Origin of the sequence: Haloquadratum walsbyi J07HQW2, from assembly GCF_000415985.1 — an archaeon.
Taxonomy (GTDB): Archaea; Halobacteriota; Halobacteria; order Halobacteriales; family Haloferacaceae; genus Haloquadratum; species Haloquadratum walsbyi_B.
In genome coordinates this window covers 882,144-907,363 of sequence record NZ_KE356561.1, presented here as the reverse complement: position 1 = coordinate 907,363, position 25,220 = coordinate 882,144, and the positions used below count along the sequence as shown (strand labels likewise).

The 25,220-nt window shown below is 46.1% G+C and carries 22 protein-coding genes and 3 pseudogenes; 12 read left to right on the top strand and 13 right to left on the bottom strand.

Going from position 1 to position 25,220, the window contains the following annotated elements; all coding sequences use genetic code 11:
* Nucleotides 1–7 precede the first annotated feature (7 nt).
* From J07HQW2_RS04170 to J07HQW2_RS17635, 5 genes and pseudogenes are all read right to left on the bottom strand, one after another.
* A complete protein-coding gene (locus J07HQW2_RS04170) occupies nucleotides 8–904 on the bottom strand; it encodes a DMT family transporter (RefSeq protein ID WP_021054118.1) in 897 nt (298 codons plus the stop codon).
* Nucleotides 905–1,185: 281 nt separating this feature from the next.
* Nucleotides 1,186–2,412: pseudogene (locus J07HQW2_RS04165) on the bottom strand (RNA-guided endonuclease InsQ/TnpB family protein); the annotation flags it as partial.
* Between the two features lies 1 nt (nucleotide 2,413).
* Nucleotides 2,414–2,559 (bottom strand): annotated as a pseudogene (locus J07HQW2_RS17640) (DUF2080 family transposase-associated protein).
* A gap of 190 nt (nucleotides 2,560–2,749) precedes the next feature.
* Nucleotides 2,750–4,039 (bottom strand): MFS transporter, encoded by a 1,290-nt coding sequence (locus tag J07HQW2_RS04160; RefSeq protein WP_021054114.1) that lies wholly within the window; start codon nucleotides 4,037–4,039, stop codon nucleotides 2,750–2,752.
* 314 nt (nucleotides 4,040–4,353) lie between these two features.
* Nucleotides 4,354–4,515 carry a hypothetical protein gene (locus J07HQW2_RS17635; protein ID WP_021054113.1) on the bottom strand — a complete coding sequence of 54 codons (162 nt, stop codon included), beginning with the start codon at nucleotides 4,513–4,515 and terminating at the stop codon, nucleotides 4,354–4,356.
* Nucleotides 4,516–4,521: 6 nt separating this feature from the next.
* On the opposite strand from J07HQW2_RS17635, the gene J07HQW2_RS17630 reads away from it, so the two are divergent.
* On the top strand, nucleotides 4,522–4,659 hold the full coding sequence (locus J07HQW2_RS17630) for a hypothetical protein (RefSeq protein ID WP_303703956.1): 138 nt from the start codon (nucleotides 4,522–4,524) through the stop codon (nucleotides 4,657–4,659).
* Between the two features lie 274 nt (nucleotides 4,660–4,933).
* A complete protein-coding gene (locus J07HQW2_RS04155; RefSeq protein ID WP_021054110.1) occupies nucleotides 4,934–5,413 on the top strand; it encodes a DUF6789 family protein in 480 nt (159 codons plus the stop codon).
* Nucleotides 5,414–5,788: 375 nt separating this feature from the next.
* Here J07HQW2_RS04155 and J07HQW2_RS04150 read toward each other — a convergent pair whose 3' ends face one another.
* Nucleotides 5,789–6,070, bottom strand: a complete 282-nt coding sequence (locus J07HQW2_RS04150; protein ID WP_048075468.1) for a hypothetical protein — start codon at nucleotides 6,068–6,070, stop codon at nucleotides 5,789–5,791.
* Nucleotides 6,071–6,183: 113 nt separating this feature from the next.
* The gene (locus J07HQW2_RS04145) at nucleotides 6,184–6,702 is read right to left on the bottom strand and encodes a helix-turn-helix domain-containing protein (RefSeq protein ID WP_021054108.1); all 519 of its coding nucleotides are present in this window, start codon (nucleotides 6,700–6,702) and stop codon (nucleotides 6,184–6,186) included.
* A 190-nt stretch (nucleotides 6,703–6,892) separates the two neighbouring features.
* Here J07HQW2_RS04145 and J07HQW2_RS04140 point away from each other — a divergent pair, with 190 nt between their 5' ends.
* The 4 genes from J07HQW2_RS04140 (at nucleotide 6,893) to J07HQW2_RS04125 (ending at nucleotide 11,016) form a co-directional block, all read left to right on the top strand.
* Entirely contained in the window at nucleotides 6,893–7,558 is a 666-nt protein-coding gene (locus tag J07HQW2_RS04140; RefSeq protein ID WP_021054107.1) for a ribonuclease HI family protein, read from the top strand.
* A 249-nt stretch (nucleotides 7,559–7,807) separates the two neighbouring features.
* Entirely contained in the window at nucleotides 7,808–9,376 is a 1,569-nt protein-coding gene (locus J07HQW2_RS04135; RefSeq protein ID WP_021054106.1) for a cryptochrome/photolyase family protein, read from the top strand.
* A 343-nt stretch (nucleotides 9,377–9,719) separates the two neighbouring features.
* Nucleotides 9,720–10,655 carry an ArsA family ATPase gene (locus J07HQW2_RS04130; protein WP_021054105.1) on the top strand — a complete coding sequence of 312 codons (936 nt, stop codon included), beginning with the start codon at nucleotides 9,720–9,722 and terminating at the stop codon, nucleotides 10,653–10,655.
* Nucleotides 10,656–10,776: 121 nt separating this feature from the next.
* Complete coding sequence (locus tag J07HQW2_RS04125; RefSeq protein WP_021054104.1) at nucleotides 10,777–11,016, top strand: CDGSH iron-sulfur domain-containing protein; 240 nt, start codon at nucleotides 10,777–10,779, stop codon at nucleotides 11,014–11,016.
* 111 nt (nucleotides 11,017–11,127) lie between these two features.
* On the opposite strand, the gene J07HQW2_RS04120 is transcribed toward J07HQW2_RS04125, so the two are convergent.
* Nucleotides 11,128–12,564 (bottom strand): sulfatase-like hydrolase/transferase, encoded by a 1,437-nt coding sequence (locus J07HQW2_RS04120; protein WP_021054103.1) that lies wholly within the window; start codon nucleotides 12,562–12,564, stop codon nucleotides 11,128–11,130.
* A 540-nt stretch (nucleotides 12,565–13,104) separates the two neighbouring features.
* Here J07HQW2_RS04120 and J07HQW2_RS04115 point away from each other — a divergent pair.
* The 4 genes from J07HQW2_RS04115 (at nucleotide 13,105) to J07HQW2_RS04095 (ending at nucleotide 17,049) form a co-directional block, all read left to right on the top strand.
* Entirely contained in the window at nucleotides 13,105–13,965 is an 861-nt protein-coding gene (locus J07HQW2_RS04115; RefSeq protein ID WP_021054102.1) for a GTP cyclohydrolase III, read from the top strand.
* 198 nt (nucleotides 13,966–14,163) lie between these two features.
* Nucleotides 14,164–15,228 (top strand): zinc-dependent alcohol dehydrogenase, encoded by a 1,065-nt coding sequence (locus J07HQW2_RS04105; protein WP_021054100.1) that lies wholly within the window; start codon nucleotides 14,164–14,166, stop codon nucleotides 15,226–15,228.
* 493 nt (nucleotides 15,229–15,721) lie between these two features.
* Nucleotides 15,722–16,126, top strand: coding sequence for a 6-pyruvoyl trahydropterin synthase family protein (locus J07HQW2_RS04100; RefSeq protein ID WP_021054098.1), 405 nt, complete (start codon nucleotides 15,722–15,724; stop codon nucleotides 16,124–16,126).
* Nucleotides 16,099–17,049 (top strand): class I SAM-dependent methyltransferase, encoded by a 951-nt coding sequence (locus J07HQW2_RS04095; RefSeq protein ID WP_021054097.1) that lies wholly within the window; start codon nucleotides 16,099–16,101, stop codon nucleotides 17,047–17,049. The genes J07HQW2_RS04100 and J07HQW2_RS04095 overlap by 28 nt, the downstream gene beginning before the upstream one ends.
* A gap of 181 nt (nucleotides 17,050–17,230) precedes the next feature.
* Here the strand turns inward: J07HQW2_RS04095 and J07HQW2_RS04090 are convergent, their stop codons facing one another.
* From J07HQW2_RS04090 to J07HQW2_RS04075, 5 genes and pseudogenes are all read right to left on the bottom strand, one after another.
* Nucleotides 17,231–17,440: a hypothetical protein gene (locus J07HQW2_RS04090; protein WP_021054096.1), complete on the bottom strand. Its 210-nt coding sequence runs from the start codon at nucleotides 17,438–17,440 to the stop codon at nucleotides 17,231–17,233.
* A gap of 69 nt (nucleotides 17,441–17,509) precedes the next feature.
* Nucleotides 17,510–18,931 (bottom strand): annotated as a pseudogene (locus J07HQW2_RS04085) (RNA-guided endonuclease InsQ/TnpB family protein).
* 8 nt (nucleotides 18,932–18,939) lie between these two features.
* On the bottom strand, nucleotides 18,940–19,080 hold the full coding sequence (locus J07HQW2_RS17625) for a DUF2080 family transposase-associated protein (protein WP_021054094.1): 141 nt from the start codon (nucleotides 19,078–19,080) through the stop codon (nucleotides 18,940–18,942).
* 278 nt (nucleotides 19,081–19,358) lie between these two features.
* On the bottom strand, nucleotides 19,359–19,616 hold the full coding sequence (locus J07HQW2_RS04080) for a hypothetical protein (protein WP_021054093.1): 258 nt from the start codon (nucleotides 19,614–19,616) through the stop codon (nucleotides 19,359–19,361).
* 233 nt (nucleotides 19,617–19,849) lie between these two features.
* Nucleotides 19,850–22,006 (bottom strand): PAS domain S-box protein, encoded by a 2,157-nt coding sequence (locus tag J07HQW2_RS04075; RefSeq protein ID WP_021054092.1) that lies wholly within the window; start codon nucleotides 22,004–22,006, stop codon nucleotides 19,850–19,852.
* A gap of 776 nt (nucleotides 22,007–22,782) precedes the next feature.
* Here J07HQW2_RS04075 and J07HQW2_RS04070 point away from each other — a divergent pair.
* Nucleotides 22,783–23,895: an AAA family ATPase gene (locus J07HQW2_RS04070; protein ID WP_021054091.1), complete on the top strand. Its 1,113-nt coding sequence runs from the start codon at nucleotides 22,783–22,785 to the stop codon at nucleotides 23,893–23,895.
* Between the two features lie 64 nt (nucleotides 23,896–23,959).
* A complete protein-coding gene (locus J07HQW2_RS04065; RefSeq protein ID WP_021054090.1) occupies nucleotides 23,960–25,204 on the top strand; it encodes a DUF7504 family protein in 1,245 nt (414 codons plus the stop codon).
* Nucleotides 25,205–25,220: the final 16 nt, after the last annotated feature.

Genomic DNA, 25,220 nt, shown 5'->3' with positions numbered 1-25,220 from the left:
ATATTTTCTATCGCTGAGAGGTAATAATAATACCAGTAAGTGTCATAACCCCTCCAATCGCAGTGAATTCTGTCGGGAGTTCATTTAATAATAAAACTGCAAGCATCGTGCTGCTAACTGGTTCAGCGAGGAGTGAGACACTTACAACACTTGATTCTACATGCGCAAGAGCCCAATTAAGTATAGTATGACCAAGAATTCCCGGTCCAAGTGCCATCGCAAAAAAGAGAATCCACTCATGTGGCGGGTAAGCGACCAACGGGTCATTCACAGCGACTGTGAGCGCTAGTAATACAACGACACAGACTGAGTACACAATAACGACATATGGAACCAGTGGAATGCGCTGCCGGAGTGATCGACCAGTGAGGACATACCCAGCCATGCACACAGCAGCGATAATTGCAAGTATATTCCCATACAGTGGTGCTTCTCCAACGACAGGTGTACCAACAATCGTGCCTCCAAATGACATAATTACAATTCCACCGAGTGCAGTCGCCATCCCGATACCGGCACGGCGTGTGATCCGCTCAGAAAGAAACAATGTTGCACCGCTTGCAACAAATAATACTTGTACTTGGACGATTGTCACAGAGGCAGCTACACTTGTCCACGCTAGACTCTCAAACCAGAGAATAAAATGCAACGCCAAGGCAATACCAGCTGCACTTGCAGCAATCCAATCGCGACGAGAAAGGTGATCAAAAGCATCACGATGTGAGTAGACTGCGAAAGGCAACAGCAGAACTGTCGTGAATAAAACACGGTATAATGCAATAACAAGTGTTGGCGCTGAGCTGTATCGAATCAAGATAGCACTGGTACTCACTGCAAGAATAGCAACACCAAGTGCTACCGCGGGTGGCACGGCATCTGATATCTGCTGGACAGAAAATCCCACAGTAACACTGCTATGCGGTCGAATATTAATAACGTGGAATATACGCTACTCTTTCAGGAATAATGCATTAATCCTGGCTTTGTGAATATAACTTATCACCTATCTGTGATTTATTGCTGTGTAATGCTGATCTATAGATACTCCCAGGTGTCGTGATATTATACAATGTCTTCATCTGACCCTGAAATGGAGCCCACAACTAGAATTCTGCTCAATCTATGAGATGGCAGTGACAGTTATTTTCTGATTGCTGTATCCAACGGGAGGTGAACTACCCCACCCTACTCACTCACCGCTTGCGCGGTTCGTTCCTTGAGCGTGAGGCTTCCTGCTTCAATGACGCGCTTTCCGTCCACAACATCACAACTGCCAGATGAGATGAACAGAGGGAGCGTAGTCTCGACAGGCGTTACGGCTTCGAATTGTCCCAATCCCAGCGTTTCAAAACCACGAGAAAGTATGTTGAGCGCAGCGTTCGCGTCTCTATCCATCTCCATGTTAAATCCACACGCTGGGCACAAGTATTCACCCAACCACAGCGGTTTGTCTGAGTTAACGCCACACGACGCGCACTCTTTGGTCGTCCCTGCGGGTTCGACTTCGCCAAAGTGCGTCCCTTCACGCTCGCACCTGTACTCAAGCAGTGTGGTGAACATATCCCACGCTGCCGAAGCCGTATCGTGTTCTGACTGCTGACAGACGACTCAAGCATAGACTTCACATTCAACTCCTAGTCCTCGACAGAGACTAACTCGTACTCAGTGGCGTAGTAGTTCGAGAGTTTGTGTAGGAAATCATGTCGCTTCCGCTTGAGTTGCTGGTGGCACTCGGTTATCTTCAACCGTCGTTTTTCCCCAGTTGTTCGAGCGTGAGCCGACGGCTCGACCATCCGTGTCATGAGGGCACTTGATAATCCCGACATCGGTTCCAATGCAACGGTCAGGATTGTCGGGCTTTGCTGGTTCTTCTTTATTCTCAACAGCAAACGAAGCGTACCACTCACCAGTCTGTTCTTTTTTGATACTGACCTCTTTGACCGTGACCGTGACATCCTTGCGAATCTCGCGGTGAACGGTGATTGGAATGTCTACGAGTTTCGAAAGTGAGAGTGAGAGGACGGTCTGACCGTTCTTCCTGTCGAACTCGAAGCCAGACTGAGCACATGTGAAACTCCGATACTCGTTTGGCAACTTCCAGTTGAGACTTCCAACGTTGTAGCCGTTCTGGTTTGAGTCCTGAGGGGCTTTGATGCTGTCCTTGATGTGCATTACTGCGGCTTGCGCAACCGTTGAGCACAGGTCGTTCAGCTCGTCCCACCAGTCCTTGAGGTCTGGAAGTTAATCACGGACTTGACGCACTCGTTGATTGAGCGTTCCTGCTGAGTCGGGGATTTGTTCGAATTCGTTGAGTGAGTGGTTGTACGGTCGCCGACAGGTATCACGGTAGTGGTCCAGCGTCTCTCGCTGGGCATCGGTCGAGTGGAGTCGGTACCTGTAGGTGTAGTATGGATTACTCGTTCGATTCTGTGGTTCGGACGACTTTCACATCTGCGCCACGCCACCGCTTGGGAACGAGGACGTGAGCGCCGTTACCTGTGGTTTTACTTCGCCGTCGATGACTTCGTAAGCTTCAATTTCGTGTCTGTCTATTGACATAGTATAAATATTGTTGAAATCTAAAACTGTCGGTTTGTGTGTCCGTAGGATGGCACGAATCTAATGTGCGTGAGACGATGACGGCGCTGTATCCCCGCCCCCGCCGTACTCGCTCGCCTACGGCTCGCTCCTTGAGGACGGAGACTTAGCGCCTATAAAATGCTAAGAACCGCTTGATCGTCGCTTACTGTCATGACACGTGTGTATCAGCGTCTGAGTGTGTGTTCTCTCGATTAGGGAGACGGGCATAAAGTACGGCTGCAACCGCGGTGATAGCTGCTAACAGGAAAAACGACTCCTCAAGCAGTCCACGACCAGCCATTGCCCCAACGATAGTCGACCCAGTAGCAGCAAATAAAAAGAACCCACTTCGAAGAGTTCCCCATGCAGTTCCCGTGACAGTATCAGGGAGCACAGCAATAATATATGCATTTGAAACCGGTGCAATTCCGAGTCGGGACCCGATGAGCACCGAAACAATAGCAAGGAGGATGAGATCATCAATGAACGGTACTGCAATCAACGCCGGGACACCGAGTGCTGTCATTGTAGTGAGCGTAATACGTTCACCGAATCGGTCGGTTATGGGACCAGCGATGAGTTGTGTGACCGCACCACCAATAAATAAGAGTGCAAGCATCCCTGCTGCAAGAGACTGATCAAGTTGCTTCGCGGAGACTAGATATGTTACATAAAACGCAGATAGCCCCTGAAAGGCAAATAACATCAATGCAACTGCTGCTCCCGCAAGAGCAACCCCCTGGTGACGAAGCGCACGAACGCCACTAGTTATTAGCTTCTGAATCGATGGTGTCTGTGATTGTGAGACCGTCTCAGACGTATCTGATGCTGGTGAAGTTGTAATTGAAGTTGAGGTTGAGGTTGAGGTTGAGACATATGTCTGTATAACAACACGATGGGTGAGTACACTTGCCAGCACAAGTAGGGGAACTAATGCTGTAACCACAGTCCGCCATCCAAGTGTATCAACAAGTACTCCGGCTGTCAATGGTAATATTGCTGACCCGAGACTTCCCGCAGCAAGTGTTGCACCAATCGCGGCACTATCGTTATTTGGAAATGTTCGCGATAATGCTGTACCTCGGGCAGGTCCGTAAAGCCCGGTCGCAAAGCCAAATGCCCCACATCCGAATAAAAAGATAATAAATACTGGTGCAATTCCAAGAATCACAACAGTTCCACCAGTAAGAAGAAGACTTCCCGTAAGCAATCGTTGTTCGCCTAGCCGATCAATTAACACGCCAGCAGGTGATTGCATTAGCGCATATGCTGCCCAAATAAGGGTCACTGCGACGCCAACCCCAAGATTACCAACCGCAAATGTTGCTTTCACTTGTGGAAGAACAGCAGGCACAAGAAACCGACCACCAAGAACAAACACCCATCCGAGTGCAATCGCGATAAGTGTCCATCCTCGCCCATCACCACGCAGGTGACTTACTGCTGTATTAGTTCCCATGTAATATCTTAGAGTGGGTACCACGAGGGCATTGTGATTTTACCCGATACTGAGTGATTTCGAAAACGGGTGATAATGAAGTGTGTGCTATTTGTATACTCATGCAATTACATCAATAGCCGATATTTAATCGCAGGTGATAATTTCATGCCAAATTTCAAAAATTACAAAATTCGATATCTAAAAAATATAATTAATTTCAATTAATAACTCCGTCTTACTGCTGTGATGCAGTATGGAATAAACTAGCTGATCAACAAATACCGTCGTGATGCTGCTGGCTTCACCACATACTATAGTGAACTGCCTCGGGGTCAAGCCCCGAGGCACTCGCCCTGCTCCGCCTGTAGATTATCAGCAAGCCGATCATACGCTCGAAGCGAGACGAACTCACCATCAAGATGAGCCGTCCCATGGCGATTATGCTGACCTGTCTGATTGTGGTCGGTGGTTATATTGATTGTTTCAACTGGCATATGATAGTGAATGAGTGTGACCTCAATGAGTTGGAACGGTCAATAATGAGGGTCTATGATGCACGCGAGATAGCTGACTCTCGTGGCTCCGCTAATCTCTCGGTCATCACTGAGGGCACCGCTGACACTGGACATTTTTCTTAACTGTCTAGTATCACACCATTTGATAAGACGAGCCGCTGCTCATTACGTGCCGAGGTCTTGGATAGTAATGGCTATTTTCAAATATGTTGTCCAGCGTAGTGGACAGTCATATCATGATAAAAGGGTAAGCCCGGAAGAATTACATTCATGTTACATAAATGTAATGTTGATCCTGACACTAACGTATTCAGCTGCTTAATAAATGTTATGCTGCCTGCAGCACGGTTCAAGAGACCGCGGCGATAATTTATATTACTTTCACCTAAATCAATACATGTCGACTCAGGCTGAGACTGCGAATAGCTCACAAGCAAACGTATCTGATGGTAAATGGAAAGCAGGTGTCATTGGTGGCATCGCTGGAGCGGTAGTAATGGGTGCTGCAATCATTATGATGAATACACCAACGCTTGCTGTTGCAATCCCCTCACTATACACACTTGCACCGCCAGCAAATGTTGGTCTTGGATTGTTCGTACATCTCTCTCATGGCGCTGTTCTCGGTGTTATATTTGCAGCACTCACCAGCCTTGGACAGTTCTCGGGACTTGGTGCACGAGTTGGAATTGGTGCATTGTGGGGCGTCATCACCTGGGCCGGATTTGCTGCGCTTGTGATGCCAGTGTGGCTAAGTGTTATCGGATCACCTGCGAGTCCACCGTTTCCAAACTTTGCGCCTCCATCGCTGCTGTGGCATCTCATCTATGGCGTCGTGCTCGGCGTCATTTATGATGTTTCTGAGGATATGGTCTGAAGATAGGTTTAATTAACTTTTAATTCCCTATCCTGTTTTTTGTGATCACTCTATACAGGTGATGAGTACAAATATTGCCCCTCAATAGAGCCGATTAGTGTAAGTATAATTGGATTGCAATCAAAGTGAATTTCTTATGATTATCTCACAGAAATAGTAAGTTAGAGGTAGTATCTTGCGCCGTTTGTCTCTGAGTTGAGTGATACATATAATTAGAGACTCAGCGACGGTCCAATGACTGACTAACATCAGGATCAACAATCGCCTCAACAACTGCTGATGATCTGCGATCCTAAGCATAATAGCTCACCTGGCGAATGTCTCTGTCTTCTGTCGGATCCCTCAAAATACACTCAGCGCCTAATGTGCCGTATATTATCCCTTATGATTGGTCACGATGATATTATCATCTTTCATGCGAATATGTAGCAAAGTTTGCTCTGGTTCATCATCGGGATCAACATCAGTTATGTCAGAAAGCCCGGGGGCGCACCCCATCATCCCAATTTGATTGAATCCACATGTACCACAGACTGCATCCTGTGTGTGAGGTTTGTATTCATCTTCAATTACTTTTGCCGGAACATATCCGACATCTGTAATCTCTTCATCACACATTGAGCAGTTCAGTGGACGTGATGCTGAACGCATATTCATATCCATATTTTCGTATTATACACATATAGAACTAATTGAAATGTAGAATCGAATTATCTCTGATATCTCATAACCTGAGAGAGTCTTTTCTCCGGTTCAATTATATATTCGTGTTATTCTGAATAAAATACCTCCCAGGCTGGGTCCCCCTCATCGGGGTCAGCGATCGACTCTACCTTTTCCCGTTGAAGCGCATTCAGTTGCGTCGTTGCCGCTGCGGTCCACCGATAAAACTCGCCACGTAATTGTTCTCTTACCGTTTCTGGTGATACCGGCGTATACACGTATACCTCACCGCCGCTGTTGAGAAGTCGTCGCTGTTTTTTGACGACGCCAATTGATGCAAGATGGTTGAGATGGCGATTGATGAGACTCCGGTCGTACTCAGTTTGCTCTGCAAGTGTTGTTACTGTTACTGAGCCACCCTCCATGACGCACAAACAGAGTTCTAATTCTGTTTCTGACATTTCAAATACACTTTTCAGCAGATCAGACAGTGTTGGATTGCTTGACACAGGATCAGGATCATCTTCTATTGCTCCCATTGTCTCTTCACAGCACGTAATTGGTCCATCCCCGATCCCAAGATTTCCACAGTGTGAGCACTCATAGGTCGTCACATCATCACCCATGTATAACCCGATGTTGTTATGATATAAGAATCTATACTCGCCGAGAGCTTTTACCGCAATGACCCTTGTTTAATTAAATATATAATACAACATACAGCGTCCGTCGCTTAGATATATTAAGAGTTCAGTCATACTGCAAGCTAACCAATGTGCTAACATGCATACAGTCACAAGCGAAAATTAAATATTAATGAAAGACACAATCCCTGAGCCACCAACTGAGTCACTTTCACCGCTTGCCACAGCAACAGCAGAAGTAATCACGCAGCATGCATACGACATCACAACAGCGATTGATGCAATCGATGAGGCTATCCCTGGATTTGGTGGGCTGTTTGCCCCAGAAACAACTGCAGCTGAGCGACGAACAGCAGTTGATGCTGTTCGTGAGAGGTCTGTCGAAATGGACATATCTCCTCAATCAAGTAATTTAGATGTCGAGAGGCTTGTACTGTATACAGACGGAAGCTCTCGGGGGAATCCCGGACCAGCAGGGGCAGGAGCTGTGGTTGAAACACCGGATGAGACGGTTTTGTGTCGGGTTGGACGACCTGTTGGGTCGCGAACAGGGAATAATACCGCTGAATATGCTGCACTTCATTTAGGACTTGCGTGTGTTCTCACACGATATGGGGTATTACCACTTGAGATTAGGATTGACTCAATGACAGTCATTGGTGATATATGGCGGGATGCGACTCGAGAGGAATTCAGCGGATATCGTCGTGTGATCAACACACTACTTTCAGATTTCCCAAATCATCACTGGACGCACGTTGCAGACGCTGAACGAAATCCTGCTGATGCACTCGCCACGGTTAGTGCTGATATTGCTGGACTTGGTCCTGGAGCATGACGCGAGACGTTGGTATCTTCTATTGTCGAAAAATTTATCATACAGCTAATATCAATCAGCACATGATCAGAATGTGATAATCTGAGGTATCATCATTATTCAATCGGTTGTTACTAGCTTCTTTATTATCCGATTATGTGGATCTACCCGGCAGGGAGATGTATATTGTCTCAGTTCAAAACTAGAAATCGACCCTCTCAATTATGAGCTTGGATAAGTAATATTGGTATCTAGCCGGTAAGACACATAATGATACAGCCATTGGTCGGGGACACCCCGACGTATGAGGTGGATGGCGAGACAACAGTGCCATGGATTCTTGGCACACAACTCCATCCTGATGTTGGTCCGCTTGCGCGGGCGCCTTCTGGATCTCGCGTTTTATTGATTGAGGCGCGTGATTTTGCCCAGCGAAAATCGTATCATCACGACAAACTTGCAATCATGTTTAGTGGGATGCGACATTTCAGAGATGAGCTTGAGGATGCAGGATATGATGTTGTTTATCTCAAAGCAGACACATTCAGTGATGCGCTTGCGGAGTACTTTGAACGGTATCCTGATGATGAACTCATACAGATGCGCTCACCAAGTTATAATAGCGCTATGCGGTTTGATGAGATGGTCGAGGATGCTGGTGGGCAGTATCGATCTGTCGAGAACGAACTCTTTGTTGGGACAACACCAGCCTTTGATGAGTGGGCGAATAATTCAGATACCAAATCGTTCAGACATGAGACGTTCTATCGGTGGATGCGAGGTCAAAGTGGCGTGTTGATGGATGGTGATGACCCAGTTGGTGGTGAGTGGAACTACGATGATGAAAACAGGGATTTCCCACCAGATGACTGGGAATCACCACCAGTATACGACCCACAGCACGATGAACTCACCAAAGAAACAATGTCATGGGTTGAGTCAACGTTCGATACATGGGGAGAAGCAGACTCACTTATTTGGCCAGTGACCCGCGAGCAGGCGCTTGAGAAACTCCATCATTTTATCTCTGAGCGTATCCCGTCATTTGGTCCATATCAGGATGCAATGCGACGCGAGGATTGGGCAATGTCACATGCATTATTAGGAAGTTCGATCAATCTTGGTTTGCTTCATCCTGTCGAAGTGATTCAGGAGATTGAGACCGCATATAATAATCGCGATGATATCCCACTGAATTCTGTTGAGGGCGTTATTAGACAGATACTTGGATGGCGGGAATTCATGCGGCATGTCTACCGGCATACTATGCCTGAGCTTTCCTCAGCGAACCAGCTTGATGCGCAACATGACCTTCCATCGGCATTTTGGTCAGGAGACACAAACATGGCTTGTCTTGGTGAAACCGTTGATGATGTCAAACAACGCGGATACTCACATCACATACAGCGATTGATGGTGCTTGCAAACTTTGCGACATTGTGGGGTGCTGATCCAAAAGAATTGAATGAATGGTTTAATGCAACATACGTTGATGCATACCATTGGGTTACGACGCCGAATGTTGTTGAGATGGGACAGTATGGAGATGGGGTTTTCGCAACCAAACCGTATGTTTCCTCGGCAAATTATATCGATAAAATGAGTGATTACTGCGGTGAGTGTGAGTATTACAAAACGAAAGATACCGGCGATGGTGCCTGTCCATTTAATTCACTATATTGGGATTTCCTTGACCGAAACGAGGAAACACTTCGAAGCAATTACCGGATGGGCTTAATGTACAGCCATGTGGATAATAAGCGCGAAGACGGCGACATGAAGGAAATCAGAGAACGCGTTTCAGATCTTCGAGAAATGGAACGTGCAGGGACGTTATGAAATACTGATCATCTAAACAATCAAATGTGTGTCTTCACCCGACGAATGCGTCGTCGTTGATGTTTGTGTACGAAATTCCTCGATAATTGAACCCCACCTGGACTAGTAATTGTTTTTCACTGACCGTGCGCTGGGTGTTGTAAGCGCAACTCTGCATATGGCTATATCTTTAGACGCTCATTACAGTATCAATAGAGACCGACGCTCGCAGTTGATTGGAATGGTAGGATCGAGTAGAGTAAAATATATATTGACGCATCGCGGTGAGTCACATCATATTTTATACACGCGTCATCGCTGCTGGTCCGCGTGACATATACACACCCGGGTCCATGTGATAATAATGCCCGAGTTTACCCTGTATGGTGGAAAGGGCGGTGTCGGCAAGACCACTTCTGCGTCGGCAACAGCACTTGCAGATGCCCGCCATGGTGAGCGAACACTCGTAGTTTCGACAGACCCTGCTCACTCAGTCGGAGATCGATTTGAGACGACTGTTGGTGCGACACCGACATCGGTTCATGACACGTACCCACTTTATGCCGCTGAGATTGACCCGCAACAGCGACTTGATGATAATTATACAGATACGATCGACGCGTTGACAAATGAGATTGAAAATCTTGGTGTTGATATTGGTGATACCTTTGGCATTGATGCTGGTGATGTGATTGGTAGTGATGAACTTGCCGTTGTTGATGCGTTCAGCCAATACATTGGTGATGATACCTGGGATCATGTTGTCTTCGATACAGCTCCGACCGGACATACGCTTAAACTGCTACAACTCCCCGACATTCTTGATTCGACATTCGGCAAAGCATTACAGGTGAAATCTCAGGTTGAAAGTGTGACAAATGCTGTGAGCGGATTTTTTTCCGGTGGGAGCGATGACCGAGAGCGTGGACTTTCGGATATCGATGTTGACTCAACGAAATCCCGTATCGAGCGTGTTGCAACAGTTCTGCAGAATCCAAATCAAACACGGTTTCGTGTTGTAATGGAGCCTGAGCGATTGTCACGACTTGAGACTGAACGGCTACTTGACCGACTTGAGAGTGCCTCGGTTCATGTCGATCAAATTGTTGTTAATAAGGTGCTGACTGATATCGATACGTCATGTACACTATGTAGCACTCGCCGAGAAAGCCAGCAAGAGGTATTAGAACAGACTCGAAAACAGTTTGAGCAACCAGTGACAACAATTCCGCTAATCGCCGGGCATAACGGATATGAAGTGCTTGAAACCGTTGCTGAATACCTTGACGGTAAATCATAGTATCAAAGAGGTGCTTTTCGGTACCTTAGAAGGCTGGCTGCGTGTATGATACTCTCCTGCTGTGTTATCGTCATTTGTATACCGCGGAGGATTCTTCCGTCTGGGCGGCGGAATATAATATATGTCACGAGAAGTTACACATGAAGCAAATGGACCGACACCGCTTGATGAGGAAGATCTTGAAGAACAAGGTGGAACTGCGTACCTTTGTGCATGCGGTCTTTCAGATAATGAGCCGTATTGTGATGGGTCACACAATGCAACGGCGGATGAAGACGATGATGTGACGTATAAATATGAAGATGATGACGACGATAATCCTCGTCATGAAATTGATGAGATTGTTTTTGCAGACGACTGATATTACCACCGATTACGTATTCTCACTGATTAGATTCTGATTTCTCATCGTTAGTCTCTAAATTCTGATATCAACTAAATATAATGAGTTGAGTGCCAACCCACAAACCACTCAAGTATAGCCGAGATCCTCAAGTTGGCTTCGTGTTGCTGCTGTCACTTCGATAGCGTTGCTTTCGGACCGATTATCTGGGATCTGGTCATCGAGAGACTGTAGTGCTAATTTTAGCTCATCTGTGTCTGTGTCTGTATCTGTCTCATCGCCTATAACGCAGAACCCCTCATCTGACTCATATCCATATGCCGTATCAGTGACAACGCCACGGTAATCTGTATCGACGGTATCGATTGCTGCTGGGTCATATCCACACTTGCGTAGTGTTTCACGCCGCATTGTCGCAATCCCATGATACTCGGTTCGTACAGGTGCACTACTGCCGTGTGTTCGAAGGTCACGACCTCGGCTCTCACTCATATCACCGCCCTCACTCCCAGTTGCGATTGATAATATCGTCTGATGTACGTCAAGCAGTGATGCTAGGTCATCACGCGAGGTATTTGGAAATCCTGGACCTGTGATTACCATTGGAATTTGAAGTAATTCAGGATAGACCCCATATCCATGTTCCCACACATCGTATGCCCCGAATAATTCACCATGATCAGCGACTGTAATCACATAATCGAAGTCTTCACGCAATTTCTCAAAGACATCGCGATAGACATCGGCGAGATATGAGACCGAGTCATCGTATGCCGTAGCTGCATGGTCGCTGTCAAGAGTTAATTCAGGCGTATTAACTGTCGTTGGATCTATACCAGCGGCGACCGCATCTGCCGGGTCAGCGAATCTTGTTCGAAATGTTGCTTCGAATGCTGGACCCATTGCGTATGGCTTCACTGAGCGATGCGACGATGGGACGCGATATGGCTGATGAGCTTCCATGAGGTTTACAAATAAAAATGTCGGACGCTCATCAGTGCTATTAACATTTGGACCATCGCGGCTGATATAGTCTCGAAATGCCTCTGCGCCGCTGTCAACGGCTCCAATGTCGTATGCATGACGTGCATGTGTAGCGCCAAGTTGGAGTGACCGTTTGATATCGTATTCGCCAGATAGTATCTGATACACACCATCTGCGTACGCTATTGATGCTGGCGCATCATTCTCTTCCATATGTCGAAACCAATTAAATATCTCTGGTTCAGGGAGTGACAGACGCCATGTTCCCTCAAATGAATTAAATCCACGGTCATAATTATATGCTGGTGAGACGTTGATATTTGCAGAAAACGCGTTCGTATCGTACCCGGCTGTCTGCAGTCGCTCAGCGAGCGTTGGGACCGACGTCGACAGTGTCCAGTCATGAACAGTCACGCCCACTTCACTCGGGTATCGCCCGGTGAAAAGTGATGCATGTGCAGCACCGGTCCAATGACTCGTTGACCACGCACGCGTGAACCGCGACCCAGGGAGCCACCCAAAATGTCGATCAAATGCATCCGCTCGTACCGTGTCAAGAACGACGACTGCAATATCACTCATAAGATAATATATACTCATGTACTAAATGTGGCGGTGCCGGATATATCTCTTGAAAAGCCTGAGGATATGTATAGTCGTTTATACTTGCGTTCCTCTCGAATTCACAGCCGGTCGAAGTAATCAATAGTGATGAGATCAGTCAAGACTCACAGAGATCACGATATGTTCTTGCAAGGATATCATGAATCAAGGACCAAACAGCAAGCACGTTGAGAACGCATTTGATCAATTGAAACGACTTGGAGTAATGTTAATTAAAGCCGGCGGCACCGCGTATATACTATCAAACGGGACACGTATGTGTAATCATACTCACGAACACTGCCACTGCCACCGTCACCGGCTCAAAAGTAGAAAATTCAGATGATATGTAGTAAAAAGCGGTTTCAGCAACTAACTGTGGTGGGTAGGGCAACTCAGTGCAACTATTGAATATTGGATAATGCTCAATTCATCTTCTATGAGGTCAATTGACCTATATATTTACACCCGAAGCTAAATGTGAGGATTTAATCTGGAGGGGCACATCGTCAATATGTTGTGTCGAACACCTTCGATGAGACGGTTCGATTTTCACTTGTGCAACTTGATGACTACGGACCATGGACGGTTACGCCGGCTCCACGCCGAGAGACAGATCTCCAAGCATTACAGGCTCGAATTTATGCTGATTTTGCTGACTTTGTTGGTCGGAGCGATGGGTATGCATTCTACAATCGTTTTGATAACATGCTCGGCGTTGTTAACAATATTCCACCGGAAGCATTTGTTCGGTTTCAAGAGCGGATCCGGAATCGATATCCTGTGACTGCCAGTGTCGGTATTGGCGAGGCAACGACACCTGTTGAGGCAGTCCGTCGAGCAAGCGAACAGTTACAAGAAGCCGGTAGCGCTCAAGACTCTAGCCGACGCGAAGCACTTCGATATGGCGGTGTCTCAGGAACAACAACGTCGACACAGATGACCGTTGGACACTTTGATATTATTGACGTCACGGGAACATATACCGATGACACCAATGCTGTTGACACTGAGTTGGCAATCCGTGACTCTGTTATGACGCTTAGAGAACATCTTCGGGCAGAATATGATAGCGTTGCCCAGTTCGTTGGCGGTGACAATGTCATTGCAATCTGTCCACAGCTATCATATGACACGTTCGAAACAATCCTTGAACATGTGAGCGTAGAAGCTGGCGTTGAATATCAGGTTGGCATCGGGCGAGGAGAAACAGCACATGATGCTGGAAGCGATGCAAAACATGCGCTTGAGGTATGTCGTGAATCTGGTATATCTGCCTATGAAGCCGACGGCGCAGAGCATGCCGCAGATGATGAAGCCGATGGCATCAAAAGTGGTCATGGTCGCGATACAGTTGAGTCTGAGTGGGTTGGCGAGTAGTGACAATGAAAGGATCAGTATCTCTCAGTAACATCACTGCCGCCAGCAGCGTTGGCAAGACCAGTAGTATGAACATGTGCATACATGCAGATACTGATACGATTCAGCCCAATACAAGTATAATTTTAGCTATTATTGAAATACACGCGCTTGATATGGGTGGTGAAAATACCATGACGGTAACACACGGACAAATGCATGACTGACAGCTCTGATATTGATTCCGGCACACACGTGCATGCAGATGTAGATGTAGATACGGACACCGCACGCAAACTTGTCTTTAGCGACGTTCGTGATGTTCGTCTTGATTCAGTTTCAACCGAAGAGCTTGGTCCAAATGACGTCATCGTTGAGACAACTGTCTCAGCAATCAGTCCTGGAACAGAATTACTCTTATATCACGGAGAGGTCCCCGAGCAGATGGCTGCTGATGAAACACTTGAGACACTTGATGGCGACTTATCATACCCGACCACATATGGGTATGCCGCCGTTGGCGACGTTGTCAAAGCGGGGAAAGAAGCAACTGACCGAGTCGATGAGCGAGTATTTGCATTTCATCCGCATCAAAATCGGTTTTGTGTTGATTCAGATAATCTTATTTCGATCCCAGATGGATTAGACGATGAGACCGCATCATTATTACCGACCGCTGAGACAGCGACAAACTTTTTACTCGATGGATCCCCCCGCGTCGGTGAACGCGTTGTCGTCTTTGGAGCTGGTGTTATTGGTCTTTGCACAATACAGCTACTTGCTAATTTCCCAATTAGCGAACTCGTTGTCATTGAACCAATCCCCGGTCGTCGAGAGTTAGCACGCACATTTGGTGCAGATCGTGCTCTTGATCCATCAGCATGCGATGATATATTTAATGATCATGATCCACCTGGTGCAGACCTCGTTTATGAGGTATCTGGTCAGCCTGCCGCACTCAACGCTGCAATCGATGTTGTCGGGTATGATGGTCGAATTATTGTCGGATCATGGTACGGTAATAAACCAACAGAACTGGAACTTGGTGGTGACTTCCATCGTGACCGCATTACACTTACATCGAGTCAGGTGAGTACGATTAATCCTGACCTCCGGGGACGATGGAATACCGACCGTCGGCTATCTGTCGCAATTGACCAACTCAACGCAATCGATGTTGACGCACTCATTACCGATCGAGTTTCATTTGATGATGCCTCAAGTGCATACCGTCGATTAACGGAAGTACCGGAATCAACGCTGCAGGTATTATTGACATACTGATGAAAAGATATGCCCCACCTGACACACGACATGGCTATTCAATCATCCGAGTGGTGAATAATAATGAATATTGAGTGGATTGGTGCTGAAGCGAAACCCCAGCCGTCGCGACAATACCCGATAATACACTCTGATGATATTTTCACACATAGGTTATGTTCGTGTACAGTTGTCTGTAGACAGCACCAATTGAGTGCGACAATTACAGCACAAAAAGACATGACAATATGCTTCAATGTCCGCGAAAATGAACGAAGGGCGGACGAAATTGGGTACTGTGTTAGTGATGAGCATAATACCAACCAGTGTGACTCACATTTACAACTGCAGCCAGCTCAGTCTCGCAACAGACCTGACTTGGGACTTACACTAGCTTTGATACACAATCAAGGAGATAATCACAGAGAAATCATAGCATGACTGATAGAGAAATATTAACACAAACGGATACTGATAAGATGAGAGAGCAAGAGAACAGGATAACGCTAAAACAATGACTGAGATATACCCACATGAACTCGCTGTTAGGCGCGATTTTGTCGCACAACATGTTCTTACAGTGCCGGACCCAGAGCCTCCAGAGGGACAGATACATAGTCACCATTTCGAAGTTGAACTCCATTTTGCCGGTGAATCACTTGGTGAGTACGGGTATCTATTAAATATTCTTACAGTGGAATCAATACTTGACGATCTTGTTGAACGATATCGTGATTCAGTATTGAATGATCTCTCAGAATTTGAAGGGCTAAACCCAAGCGTTGAGCATTTCTCTCGAATATTTGGCGATCGTGTAGCAGAGAGGCTGATTGCTGCTGGTGAAGATACGCCTGATCAGCTCCGTGTGAAAATCTGGGAAGACGATGCAGCATGGGCGAGTCATACACGGGCACTGTGAAAATGGATGTTGATCATGCACTCGTTCGATATCTAGAAGCAAAACGAACCGTTGATGACCGGTCATTCTCACGACGAGTTAGAGAGATTCTCACTGAATTGCTCCCGCCGGAGCCACAAATTATCGATATCGGTGCTGGAACGGGAGCAACGGTCCCGCGACTACTCGACTTGGGAATTGGTGGGTCATATCGTGGCATTGACTCATCCGAACAGCTAACTGCGTATGCCCACGCTGTCCGCTCTCGTGAACTTCGATTTCGGGACTTTGAGGTTACAACGGCTCCTGAATATAAATTCACTGTCAGTAATATATCAGGTACCGATACTGACACTGATACTAACACTACCTCTGACGCTGAATCATCGCTTGATGTTGTCTTTGAGACAGATGATGCACTTGCTGCTGCTTCAGACGCTGATGACATTGATCTGCTCATGGCACAGCAGTTTATGGACCTTGTCCCGATTGAGCAAGCATTAGGCGTGTTCTTGGATGCACTTCGTCCCGGCGGACTTGCGTACTTCCCGCTAACATTCGACGGAACAACCGTTTTTCAGCCGGACCATCCCGCAGATGATGCTGTTGAAACGGCTTATCACGATGCAATCGATGCCGTACCGGATCGAGATAGCCATGCGGGACGACATCTCTTGGATACACTTCGTAATCGTCCTGGAGCAGTACGTGCGGTTGATGCTGCTGATGCAGTTGTATATCCACAAGAAAATAGATATACAGGTGATGAACAATATTATTTACAACAGCTACTCACATTCGTTGAAGAAACTGTGACAAGTGATGCCGTTCCTGAAATTGATGACTGGCTCGCATCGCGACGTCAGCAGATATCTGATGGAGTGCTCAGTTATGTCGGTCATCGATATGACATTCTATATCAAACCTCGACAGAGCGCTCATAGGGATAACTATCTTCCACACCACCACAACCGCAAAAAAATGTAGGACTATGACTTGTACATCATTCCCCACAGTACTTTCTGAGGGATATTTCGGTTTTATTATGGATATTTGATATCAAATATCAATTGACATACAAGTCGTGCAGACTACAGTATTATCGACTTTGACTCTGGTTTCGATCTACTCTCGGGGATTGAGATCAATCGTTCCGTCAACGGTCCAATGTGCATGGTCTGCATCAGGTCCGGTCTTACTCGGAACCTGGATCTCCATATTGCGGAGACGGAGCGTGGTCGGGTCATCACCGCCACTCACTTCTTCATACACCATTGCGACAAGTTCAGGCCAGTTGTTCGTCTGCTCGACTGGGGTATCTTCATTCGTACTCATACAGGTGTCAATTTGACCGCAAGGAAATACCGGTGTCGATATACTTTTTTTATTTATACATGCTGACGATTACCAGTGAACTACCCCACCCCACTCAGCCGCTGACGCGGCTCCGGTGAGGGTGAGGGTGGGGGCTTCCGCTTCCGCTTCTGTTTCAACGACGCACTGTACATCCACAACGTCAGAACTGTCTGAGGAGGTGAACAGAGCGAGCGCGAGTGCAGTCTCCACGGGCCTTCCAGCCTCGGACTGTCCCAGTCCTAGCTTCTTCAACCCACGAGACAAGATATTGAGCGCAGCATTCGCATCCCTATCCATCTCGAACCCGCAGGCAGGCCACGAGTGCTCCCGAACCCACAGTGGTTTATCTGACTCGACACCACAGGAAGCACAATCCTTGGTCGTGCCAGCAGGCTTCAGTTCAACAAAATGCGTTCCTTCACGCTTGCACTTGTATTCAAGCTGCGTGGCGAACGTATCCCACGCTGCCGAAGCCGTATCATGTTCTGACTATTCCAAGACGACTCCATCATAGACTTCACGTTCAAATCCTCGACAGCCACCAAGTCGTACTCAGTGGCGTAGTAGTTTGAGAGCTTGTGCAGGAAGTCATGTCGCTGTCGCTGTCGCTTGCGCTTGAGTTGCTGGTGACACTCGGCCAGACCACTCTCAACCGTTGTGTCTCCCAGTTGTTCGAGCCTTGTTGTTTCCGCGAGAGCGACAGCGACAGCGAGCGCTGTTCTCGCGTGAGTCGCTCTCGTTCGTTTTGGAGGTCGAGGTCGAGGTCAAGGGAGCCGACAGCACGCCCATCCGTGTCGTGGGTGTACTTGAGAATCCCAACATCGATTCCAACACAACGGTCAGGGTTTTCAAGCTTGGCTGGTTCTCCTTTGCCCTCAACGGCGAACGAAGCGTACCATCCACCTGTTCGTTCTTTCTTGATACTGACCTCTTTGACGGTTACGCCGTCGGGAACTTCACGGTGGATGGTGATGTGATTGGAATGTCGGCGAGTTTCGAAACTGAGAGTGAAAGGACGGTCTGACCGTTTTTGTTGTCGAACTCGAACTCGAACTCGAAGCCAGACTGCACATAAGTAAAACTCCTGAACTCGCTCGGCGACTGCCAGTTGAGACTCCCGACGTTGTAGCCGTTCTGTGTGAGCTCAGCCAGGACAGGGCAGGGCAGGGATTTAATGTTGTCTTCGATCCGCATCGCATCGCATCACGACATCACAGCGGCTTGCGACACCGTCGAGTACAGGTCGGTTGAGCTCGTCCCACCAGTTTTTGAGGTCTGGAAGCTGGTCGCGGAGTTGCCTGACTCGGTTGGTGAGTGTTCCTGCTGATGCTGAGTTGGGTATCTGCTCGAATTCGGTGAGCGCGTGGTTGTACAGTTGCCGTTGCCGACAGGTATCTCTGTAAGAGTCCAGCTTTTCGCGCTGGGCTTCGGTTGGGTGCAGTGGAGTCGATACCCGTAAGCGTAGTGCATGGATTAGATTACTCGTCTGATTCTGTGGTTCGGACGATTTTCACGTCTGCGCCACGCCATCGTTTGGGAACGAGAACGTGAGCTCCATTCCCAGTGGCTGTCACTTCTCCGTCGATGACTTCGTGACCTTCGATTTCGTGTCTATTCATCGAATCAGTATATACATTGTTGAAACTTAAAGTTATGAGTTTGTGGTTTTGTGGTCTTGTGGGTTGGTAGTAAGGTAGTGTAAGATAGATGATGGCGGCGCTGTATCCCTGCCCCCGCCCCGCCGTACTCGCTCGCCTGCGGCTCGCTCCTTGAGGACGGGGGCGGGGGCTTAGCGCCTACAAACTGCTAAAAGAACAGTAGTGTGTCTGAGTAATGCATTTTTTGGATCCATCATTGCGACGTAGCAGTTAGTCACAACTGCCAGAGATTAGCCACATTATGATTCTGTGATGAGAGAGCCAGAAGTTGAATCAATGTGACTGCGAGCGGCAGCAAATGCCTCCGTAGATGTTTTGAATGAGCCGAGATGTGTCCACTCGCCGGTGGGTGTCGCCGTGTAAGTGTCAAAATCACCACCACGATATTCATGTGATTCAACATATAGTTCCTCTGTGACAGTCCCTGTCTCATCGCGACAAAGCCAGACACCTAGTTCTTTTCCACCCTCAAGATCTTTCCGTCGATGCCATTCCATGTATGTAACATTGAACTGGATATTCAAATCATAATTGTTAGCAAGCGATTTGTATCGCTGTCAGATACTGTTTATTTATGATTTCGTGAGTGGTTGTAAGGCTAAGTAACATCAATAATTATAATAATTAGCACGGAAGTATGCGTCACATAAAGTATATTTTTATTTATTTTAAGTGGTCAGTTTCTGATATGAATATCTAAGACATATTGACTCACGAGTAAACGAGTAATTCAATACTGCTCAAATCGCATCTCAATTTGATTTCCACGTGGATCTTGTGTTTCGATGTCAACCGTTCCATCGGACCGCATTACAACCCAGTATACCAACCACAGTCCAAGTCCACTTCCATGATAAACAGATCGTATCTCGGTCCCACGTTGGAGTATTTGGCTGTCCATACCCGGAATCGGTTGGTTTTCATCTTCAATGCGTACAGCCACTTCACCCTCTGTCGGTAGTCTCTCAACTGTGACAGATACCTTCACTTCAGTGACTTGAGATGGTTGCGGTAACGATACCAATGATAATGCTTGTTCAGGTGTATCAAATTCGTTGTTACTGTCTCTAGTATCTCTGTTGATTTCATCATTAGCTGAAATTTCTTCCTCAGTAGAGTGAATGATAGCATTACTGATTAGTTCCTCCACGGCAGTACGGACCTGTGGGATTGCTCGTGCCGGTGGTGTCTTCTGACACTCAATCTCAATGGATGCCTGTGTATATTTTTCCGAAATACGCTCGGCTGTCTGTTGGACAATATCACTCATGTTCACCTTCTGACACTCGGGCGGATCAATAATTAGATTCGTGATTGCTGTTGATTGCTCAGCGAGCGTTATTACATCATCAGTCGCTGTAATAATATTAGCAGTGTAATCTTTTTCACTGATAGCCGGATTATCAAGTATCGTTTCTGCGTATCCACGAGCGATATTCATATCATTCCGCATGTTATGTCGAAGGACCCGACTCAACAGTTCTATATGCTGTTGATGCTCTTTCAATTCCGTGATATCCGTGAGGATAACCACGTACGAGGTCGTTTCTCCGTCTTGTGATTTAATCGGCGTAATCGTTTGTTGTACATAATATGTTGTTCCGTCAGAACGTTGCTGAATAACCTCTGCCTCTCTTCCGTCAGTTTCCTGCATTCGTTCCCAGAGATTATTTGGATATGCATCGGGGGCATCTGGAGCGTTCAAAATTGCTGGTGAGCGACCGATGAGTGTTGAGCGTTCATGCCCAGTATTGCTCTCAAACGCCGGGTTAACGTACTCAATCGTACCGCGGACGTTTGTTATAAACACAGAATGATCGACTGCTTCGATAGCTTGCTGAAATCGCTGGCGCTCAATCTCAGCCTCAGCGAGTTCTAATTCTGCTTTTTTAGATTCTGTTATGTCGATATATGCAAAAACTGTCCCGGATTGAGATCCCGATGATTGAATATCCCGCTCAATAGTATCATAATATTTCGTTGCACCATCTTGATCCCACTTGAGCGACCCACTCCCGTGTGTGAGTTGGTATAACTTTGGGGCAGCGGTCTCAAATAATTGCCCTTTTGACCCAGTGAGTGTCGAAAATACTTCCGTAGCGTTGGATCCGAAATATCTAATCCGCCCTTCTGCATCGGTGAGAACAATTGCATCCGCAATGTCAGAAAGCGCTTTTCGACGCCATGACTGTGAAACCGAGTACAATTCTTTGTTACTGACAGTCGCGGTCCCGAGCGCGAAGATAGCCATTCCAAGCGGTGCATAACTCACCTCAATAATTACTGAGGGAATAATATTTGCGTAAACAAACACATCAAGAAGCGCCGGTGCAGCGGTTAGAACGAGCACTGCTCTAAATCTGGTAGCATTAATTTGTGTCTGCGACGCAGATTTGAGTAACCAGTACAGCCCTATCGACACAGCTGTGTATGCAATCCCTGTGACGAACCAGTACAATGGTCCCGGATTGAATGAAAGATGTGAGAACGGGAGTGACTCCTGCGCCGGAATAAAATAGAGATTGTGAATCGGATTAGTGAGCTTTGCGATGACAATAGCCAAATATACCACAAGCAGCAAACCACGATTTACCGTATCTCGGTGGTAACTATACCCTGCATATGCTGAGGCAACATACAGCCACGCACCGATACTTGCGAGACCGACAACTAATCCCCCAATGCGAAGTGCAATGTCAATGCGCATATCTGGAACTGCAATCCGTGCTACAGTTGTCAGTGCCCACAGTCCAGTGAGAGAAAATAACCACATAAGACCAGTTCGAACCTCATTATCGACGGCGCGACGAGATCGATACGCACCAGTGAGGCACGCTGCAGTGGCAAACCCGAAGACGGATAGGTAGATTATCCAAATGTGGTTCACAATTTCATATTGGATATTCTTGTTGCAATAATATTGTGCAAAATTTCAAAATTATTAGTAATGTATTGAATCGATTACATCAGCAGCTTCAATCAGATCTCACCCTTGGTTTATTCATTACGACGCGATCATATGACAATATTGAGAATTATTTCGGTAGTTGACGATTTATTCTGTATGAATCAAATATCAAATATCAAATGTCTGATTACTATATTTATTCATAGAAGCGATGCCTCAGTCGCTGTTGATACAAGTAGTGTTATTGAGTTGAGATTACTGTCCGAGAAAATATGGTGTGCGGGATAAATATGATAATTTAGTGTAAATAATCATCTAATTTAGTAATCACGTGGATCAACAAAATTATAATTGCCAGGCCCTGTTTATCTGTTAATTAGCAAAATTTCGTGTTTGATACCGTCGTAATATCTACTTTTGAATTCATCGGTCTGATAAACTAAAATGATGAATGTATGACAAAAAGGATATATGTCCATATCACGTATAACTTTCAATGACGAATTATACTGATTCATCTAAAATAGTTAGCTAAGTTATGAAATCAATGGCGAGAATATGAACTTTCTAAAAACTCTTTCGCACTTAATTATATATTGCTTCGGGTTATTGTGCCAATACACTCGCAGAACATGTGCTCGAAATAATTCATTGAGCATGGCAACGCCGACCACAGCTGTCGTTGAATCCGTATTCGATATCACTCCAATAGATACCCTCAATCGAAACACTCAGATCACAGTCGTAAGATATCAATGGTAGATCATACATCAGATAAACATATAGAACCCGATGCCGATGAGTTCTTAGACTGGGCTGAAGAGATAGCTGAGTCTGAAGAGGTATCTATGGGTAAAATATTCGATCAACTTGTTTCTGCATATTGGATACGTACTGAATTGCAGCGCACACTAAGTTCTGTTGCGGATACATCGGCTGCTAATCAGTTACCCCATGAGCAGAATGACACGTCTTCTGAAGACAATAAAACCGAGCAACAGCCGCTACCGACGAAAAGATTGGCGTCTGAGTCTAAATCTGAATCTGCGTCCGTATCTGCAGAGAGTGGTATCTCTGAAAGCGGTCCGGAGTATAATGGATCCAAGAAAATGTCGGATGAATCCTCAGAAAAAGAGTTGTGGCAACGACTATACGACCTATCGGATGAACTTGATCAGAATCGCCGAAGTCAGACCGAGCGTTGGATCCGCATTCGGGACCGCGTAGAAAGCATAGAACAGCAGGTGAACATGGTGGAAAATGAAAACAAAAGTGGGGCGACGAATAGCACATCTGGGAGTGATACTAGAATGAGTGATATACGATCTGAGATAGATTTAATTAAAGAAAATATTGAGCAACTCAAGGAATCACGTGAGGAGTCTTTGGAGTTACAACAGGAACTTGAACAGAGGATCAATGAACTTGAGGAGTCTCAAGAGGCAATTCGATCACGGATTGATGATGAGTTTGATTCAATTGAAAATGCGTTTGAAGCAGCGATTAACCGACAAGAAAAGATTGAGACACGTCGGAGTCAATTAACAGACCAGATTGAGGATAATACTGATACGATTGAATCTATAAATAATAGTCAAGAAAACTTGGAGGACATTAGACAGGCGGCGCTCAAAGAGGGAATAGAAAATGCAGATTGTGATTATTGCAGTAAAGAAATAAAAATTTCAATGCTAACCTCGCCAGAATGTCCATTCTGTGAGACCCCGTTCAATGATATTGACCCAGGTGGATGGAGTCCGTTCAATTCAAATATCCTTACCGGTGCACCACGGGACCTCTCGGCTGATGACCCAGAGGATTTTAATTCATTTTTAAACGAGAACACAAGTGAGAACGGGATTAATTGATGATTATTGAACAACAGTCGCACAGTCTACAGTTTGTGTGTCAGTTAGTGACTTTCAAATTATCATGACGGAGAAAAATGATTCAGATAATGAAACACGGTCAAGTGCTAATACACAGTCTCGATTTGCTAAGTTTGAGCCTGCTCACGACACAGATATAGAAGAATCAGCAGATGACGATGATGACATTGATAGTGCTGATGATACGGATGATGATTTCTCATCAAAAGATAGTACGAACACGGACTCAAATACGGATCTGATCACGGATACCGATAGAAATACAACTAAATCAGATTCGGAAGAACAAGTACCGAGCGATTCTGACGCGAATCGGCTTTGGTCTGATGCAACAGTCACAGACAGGGTTGACACTACTAACTCCGGATCATCATCTGATAGTGATACCAATCTTGAGAACGCCACTGATAATAAAACCGACTCCACTATTTCCACAGATTCAACTCACCATTCAATTGAGTCTACTACTGACAGTTCTGAACATGACTCGAATCGGATGTGGAATCAGCTTTCTCGCTCAGATGCACCAGAAGAGATGATCACGACTGATGATCGCGACGAAACTAGCTCTGTTAAAATTAATCAGACGAAGTCTTCTGGCAAAGCAACTGATACTAATCAGACTCAGAACAACTCCGTGAATGCCGATCGAGTAGATCCCTTGATTGACTCACGGTCGGTATCATCAGTTAATTCTGATACAACTGCTGAAAGTATTCAGACTGATAGCAGTACTATCTCTGAGGGGTCACAGGCACTTCTGCTTGGACAGAACAACCCAGAAACATGGAATGTTGGGTTTAATAATATACTACAAGCGCAACAATCACAAAATATGTTATTACTTGTTCCAACAGGTGAAGCAGTAGATATTCTGCGTGTTTGTCAAGAACACCCTGGTTGGGATGGCGGTGAAATTATTATCATCAAAGTTGGAGCGAGTGTGCCCGGAGATATGTCAATTGCAGAATTATCTGGTGATGGAATGGAAGAATCGATCGAAACACATCAGATATCTGATCAAACCGATCTCTCTCGACTTGGCATTTTAATCACACAGATACTTGATGAGTGGCAGGACCCGAATCAAACAACAGTTTGTAGCGTTCATACACTTCAGGCGTTTTTGCAGTATCTTGGCCCGCAGAAGGTATTCCAATTTTTACACACGCTTAGTCGACGTCTCAAATCTGCAGATATCAATACAAATTATCTGATGACACCATCGGATGGCGACCGCACAATCAATACACTTCGACCACTGTTTGATACAGTCATTGAGACGTAATCCAGTATTTGAAACA

Excerpts from the sequence above, each read along its gene's own strand:
- J07HQW2_RS04160 (WP_021054114.1), bottom strand. The coding sequence starts at position 4,039 with ATGGGAACTAATACAGCAGTAAGTCACCTGCGTGGTGATGGGCGAGGA.
- J07HQW2_RS17635 (WP_021054113.1), bottom strand. The coding sequence starts at position 4,515 with ATGCCAGTTGAAACAATCAATATAACCACCGACCACAATCAGACAGGT.
- J07HQW2_RS04155 (WP_021054110.1), top strand. The coding sequence starts at position 4,934 with ATGTCGACTCAGGCTGAGACTGCGAATAGCTCACAAGCAAACGTATCT.
- J07HQW2_RS04150 (WP_048075468.1), bottom strand. The coding sequence starts at position 6,070 with ATGAATATGCGTTCAGCATCACGTCCACTGAACTGCTCAATGTGTGAT.
- J07HQW2_RS04145 (WP_021054108.1), bottom strand. The coding sequence starts at position 6,702 with ATGGGTGATGATGTGACGACCTATGAGTGCTCACACTGTGGAAATCTT.
- J07HQW2_RS04140 (WP_021054107.1), top strand. The coding sequence starts at position 6,893 with ATGAAAGACACAATCCCTGAGCCACCAACTGAGTCACTTTCACCGCTT.
- J07HQW2_RS04135 (WP_021054106.1), top strand. The coding sequence starts at position 7,808 with ATGATACAGCCATTGGTCGGGGACACCCCGACGTATGAGGTGGATGGC.
- J07HQW2_RS04130 (WP_021054105.1), top strand. The coding sequence starts at position 9,720 with ATGCCCGAGTTTACCCTGTATGGTGGAAAGGGCGGTGTCGGCAAGACC.
- J07HQW2_RS04125 (WP_021054104.1), top strand. The coding sequence starts at position 10,777 with ATGTCACGAGAAGTTACACATGAAGCAAATGGACCGACACCGCTTGAT.
- J07HQW2_RS04120 (WP_021054103.1), bottom strand. The coding sequence starts at position 12,564 with ATGAGTGATATTGCAGTCGTCGTTCTTGACACGGTACGAGCGGATGCA.
- J07HQW2_RS04105 (WP_021054100.1), top strand. The coding sequence starts at position 14,164 with ATGACTGACAGCTCTGATATTGATTCCGGCACACACGTGCATGCAGAT.
- J07HQW2_RS04100 (WP_021054098.1), top strand. The coding sequence starts at position 15,722 with ATGACTGAGATATACCCACATGAACTCGCTGTTAGGCGCGATTTTGTC.
- J07HQW2_RS04095 (WP_021054097.1), top strand. The coding sequence starts at position 16,099 with ATGGGCGAGTCATACACGGGCACTGTGAAAATGGATGTTGATCATGCA.
- J07HQW2_RS04090 (WP_021054096.1), bottom strand. The coding sequence starts at position 17,440 with ATGAGTACGAATGAAGATACCCCAGTCGAGCAGACGAACAACTGGCCT.
- J07HQW2_RS17625 (WP_021054094.1), bottom strand. The coding sequence starts at position 19,080 with ATGAATAGACACGAAATCGAAGGTCACGAAGTCATCGACGGAGAAGTG.
- J07HQW2_RS04080 (WP_021054093.1), bottom strand. The coding sequence starts at position 19,616 with ATGGAATGGCATCGACGGAAAGATCTTGAGGGTGGAAAAGAACTAGGT.
- J07HQW2_RS04070 (WP_021054091.1), top strand. The coding sequence starts at position 22,783 with ATGGTAGATCATACATCAGATAAACATATAGAACCCGATGCCGATGAG.
- J07HQW2_RS04065 (WP_021054090.1), top strand. The coding sequence starts at position 23,960 with ATGACGGAGAAAAATGATTCAGATAATGAAACACGGTCAAGTGCTAAT.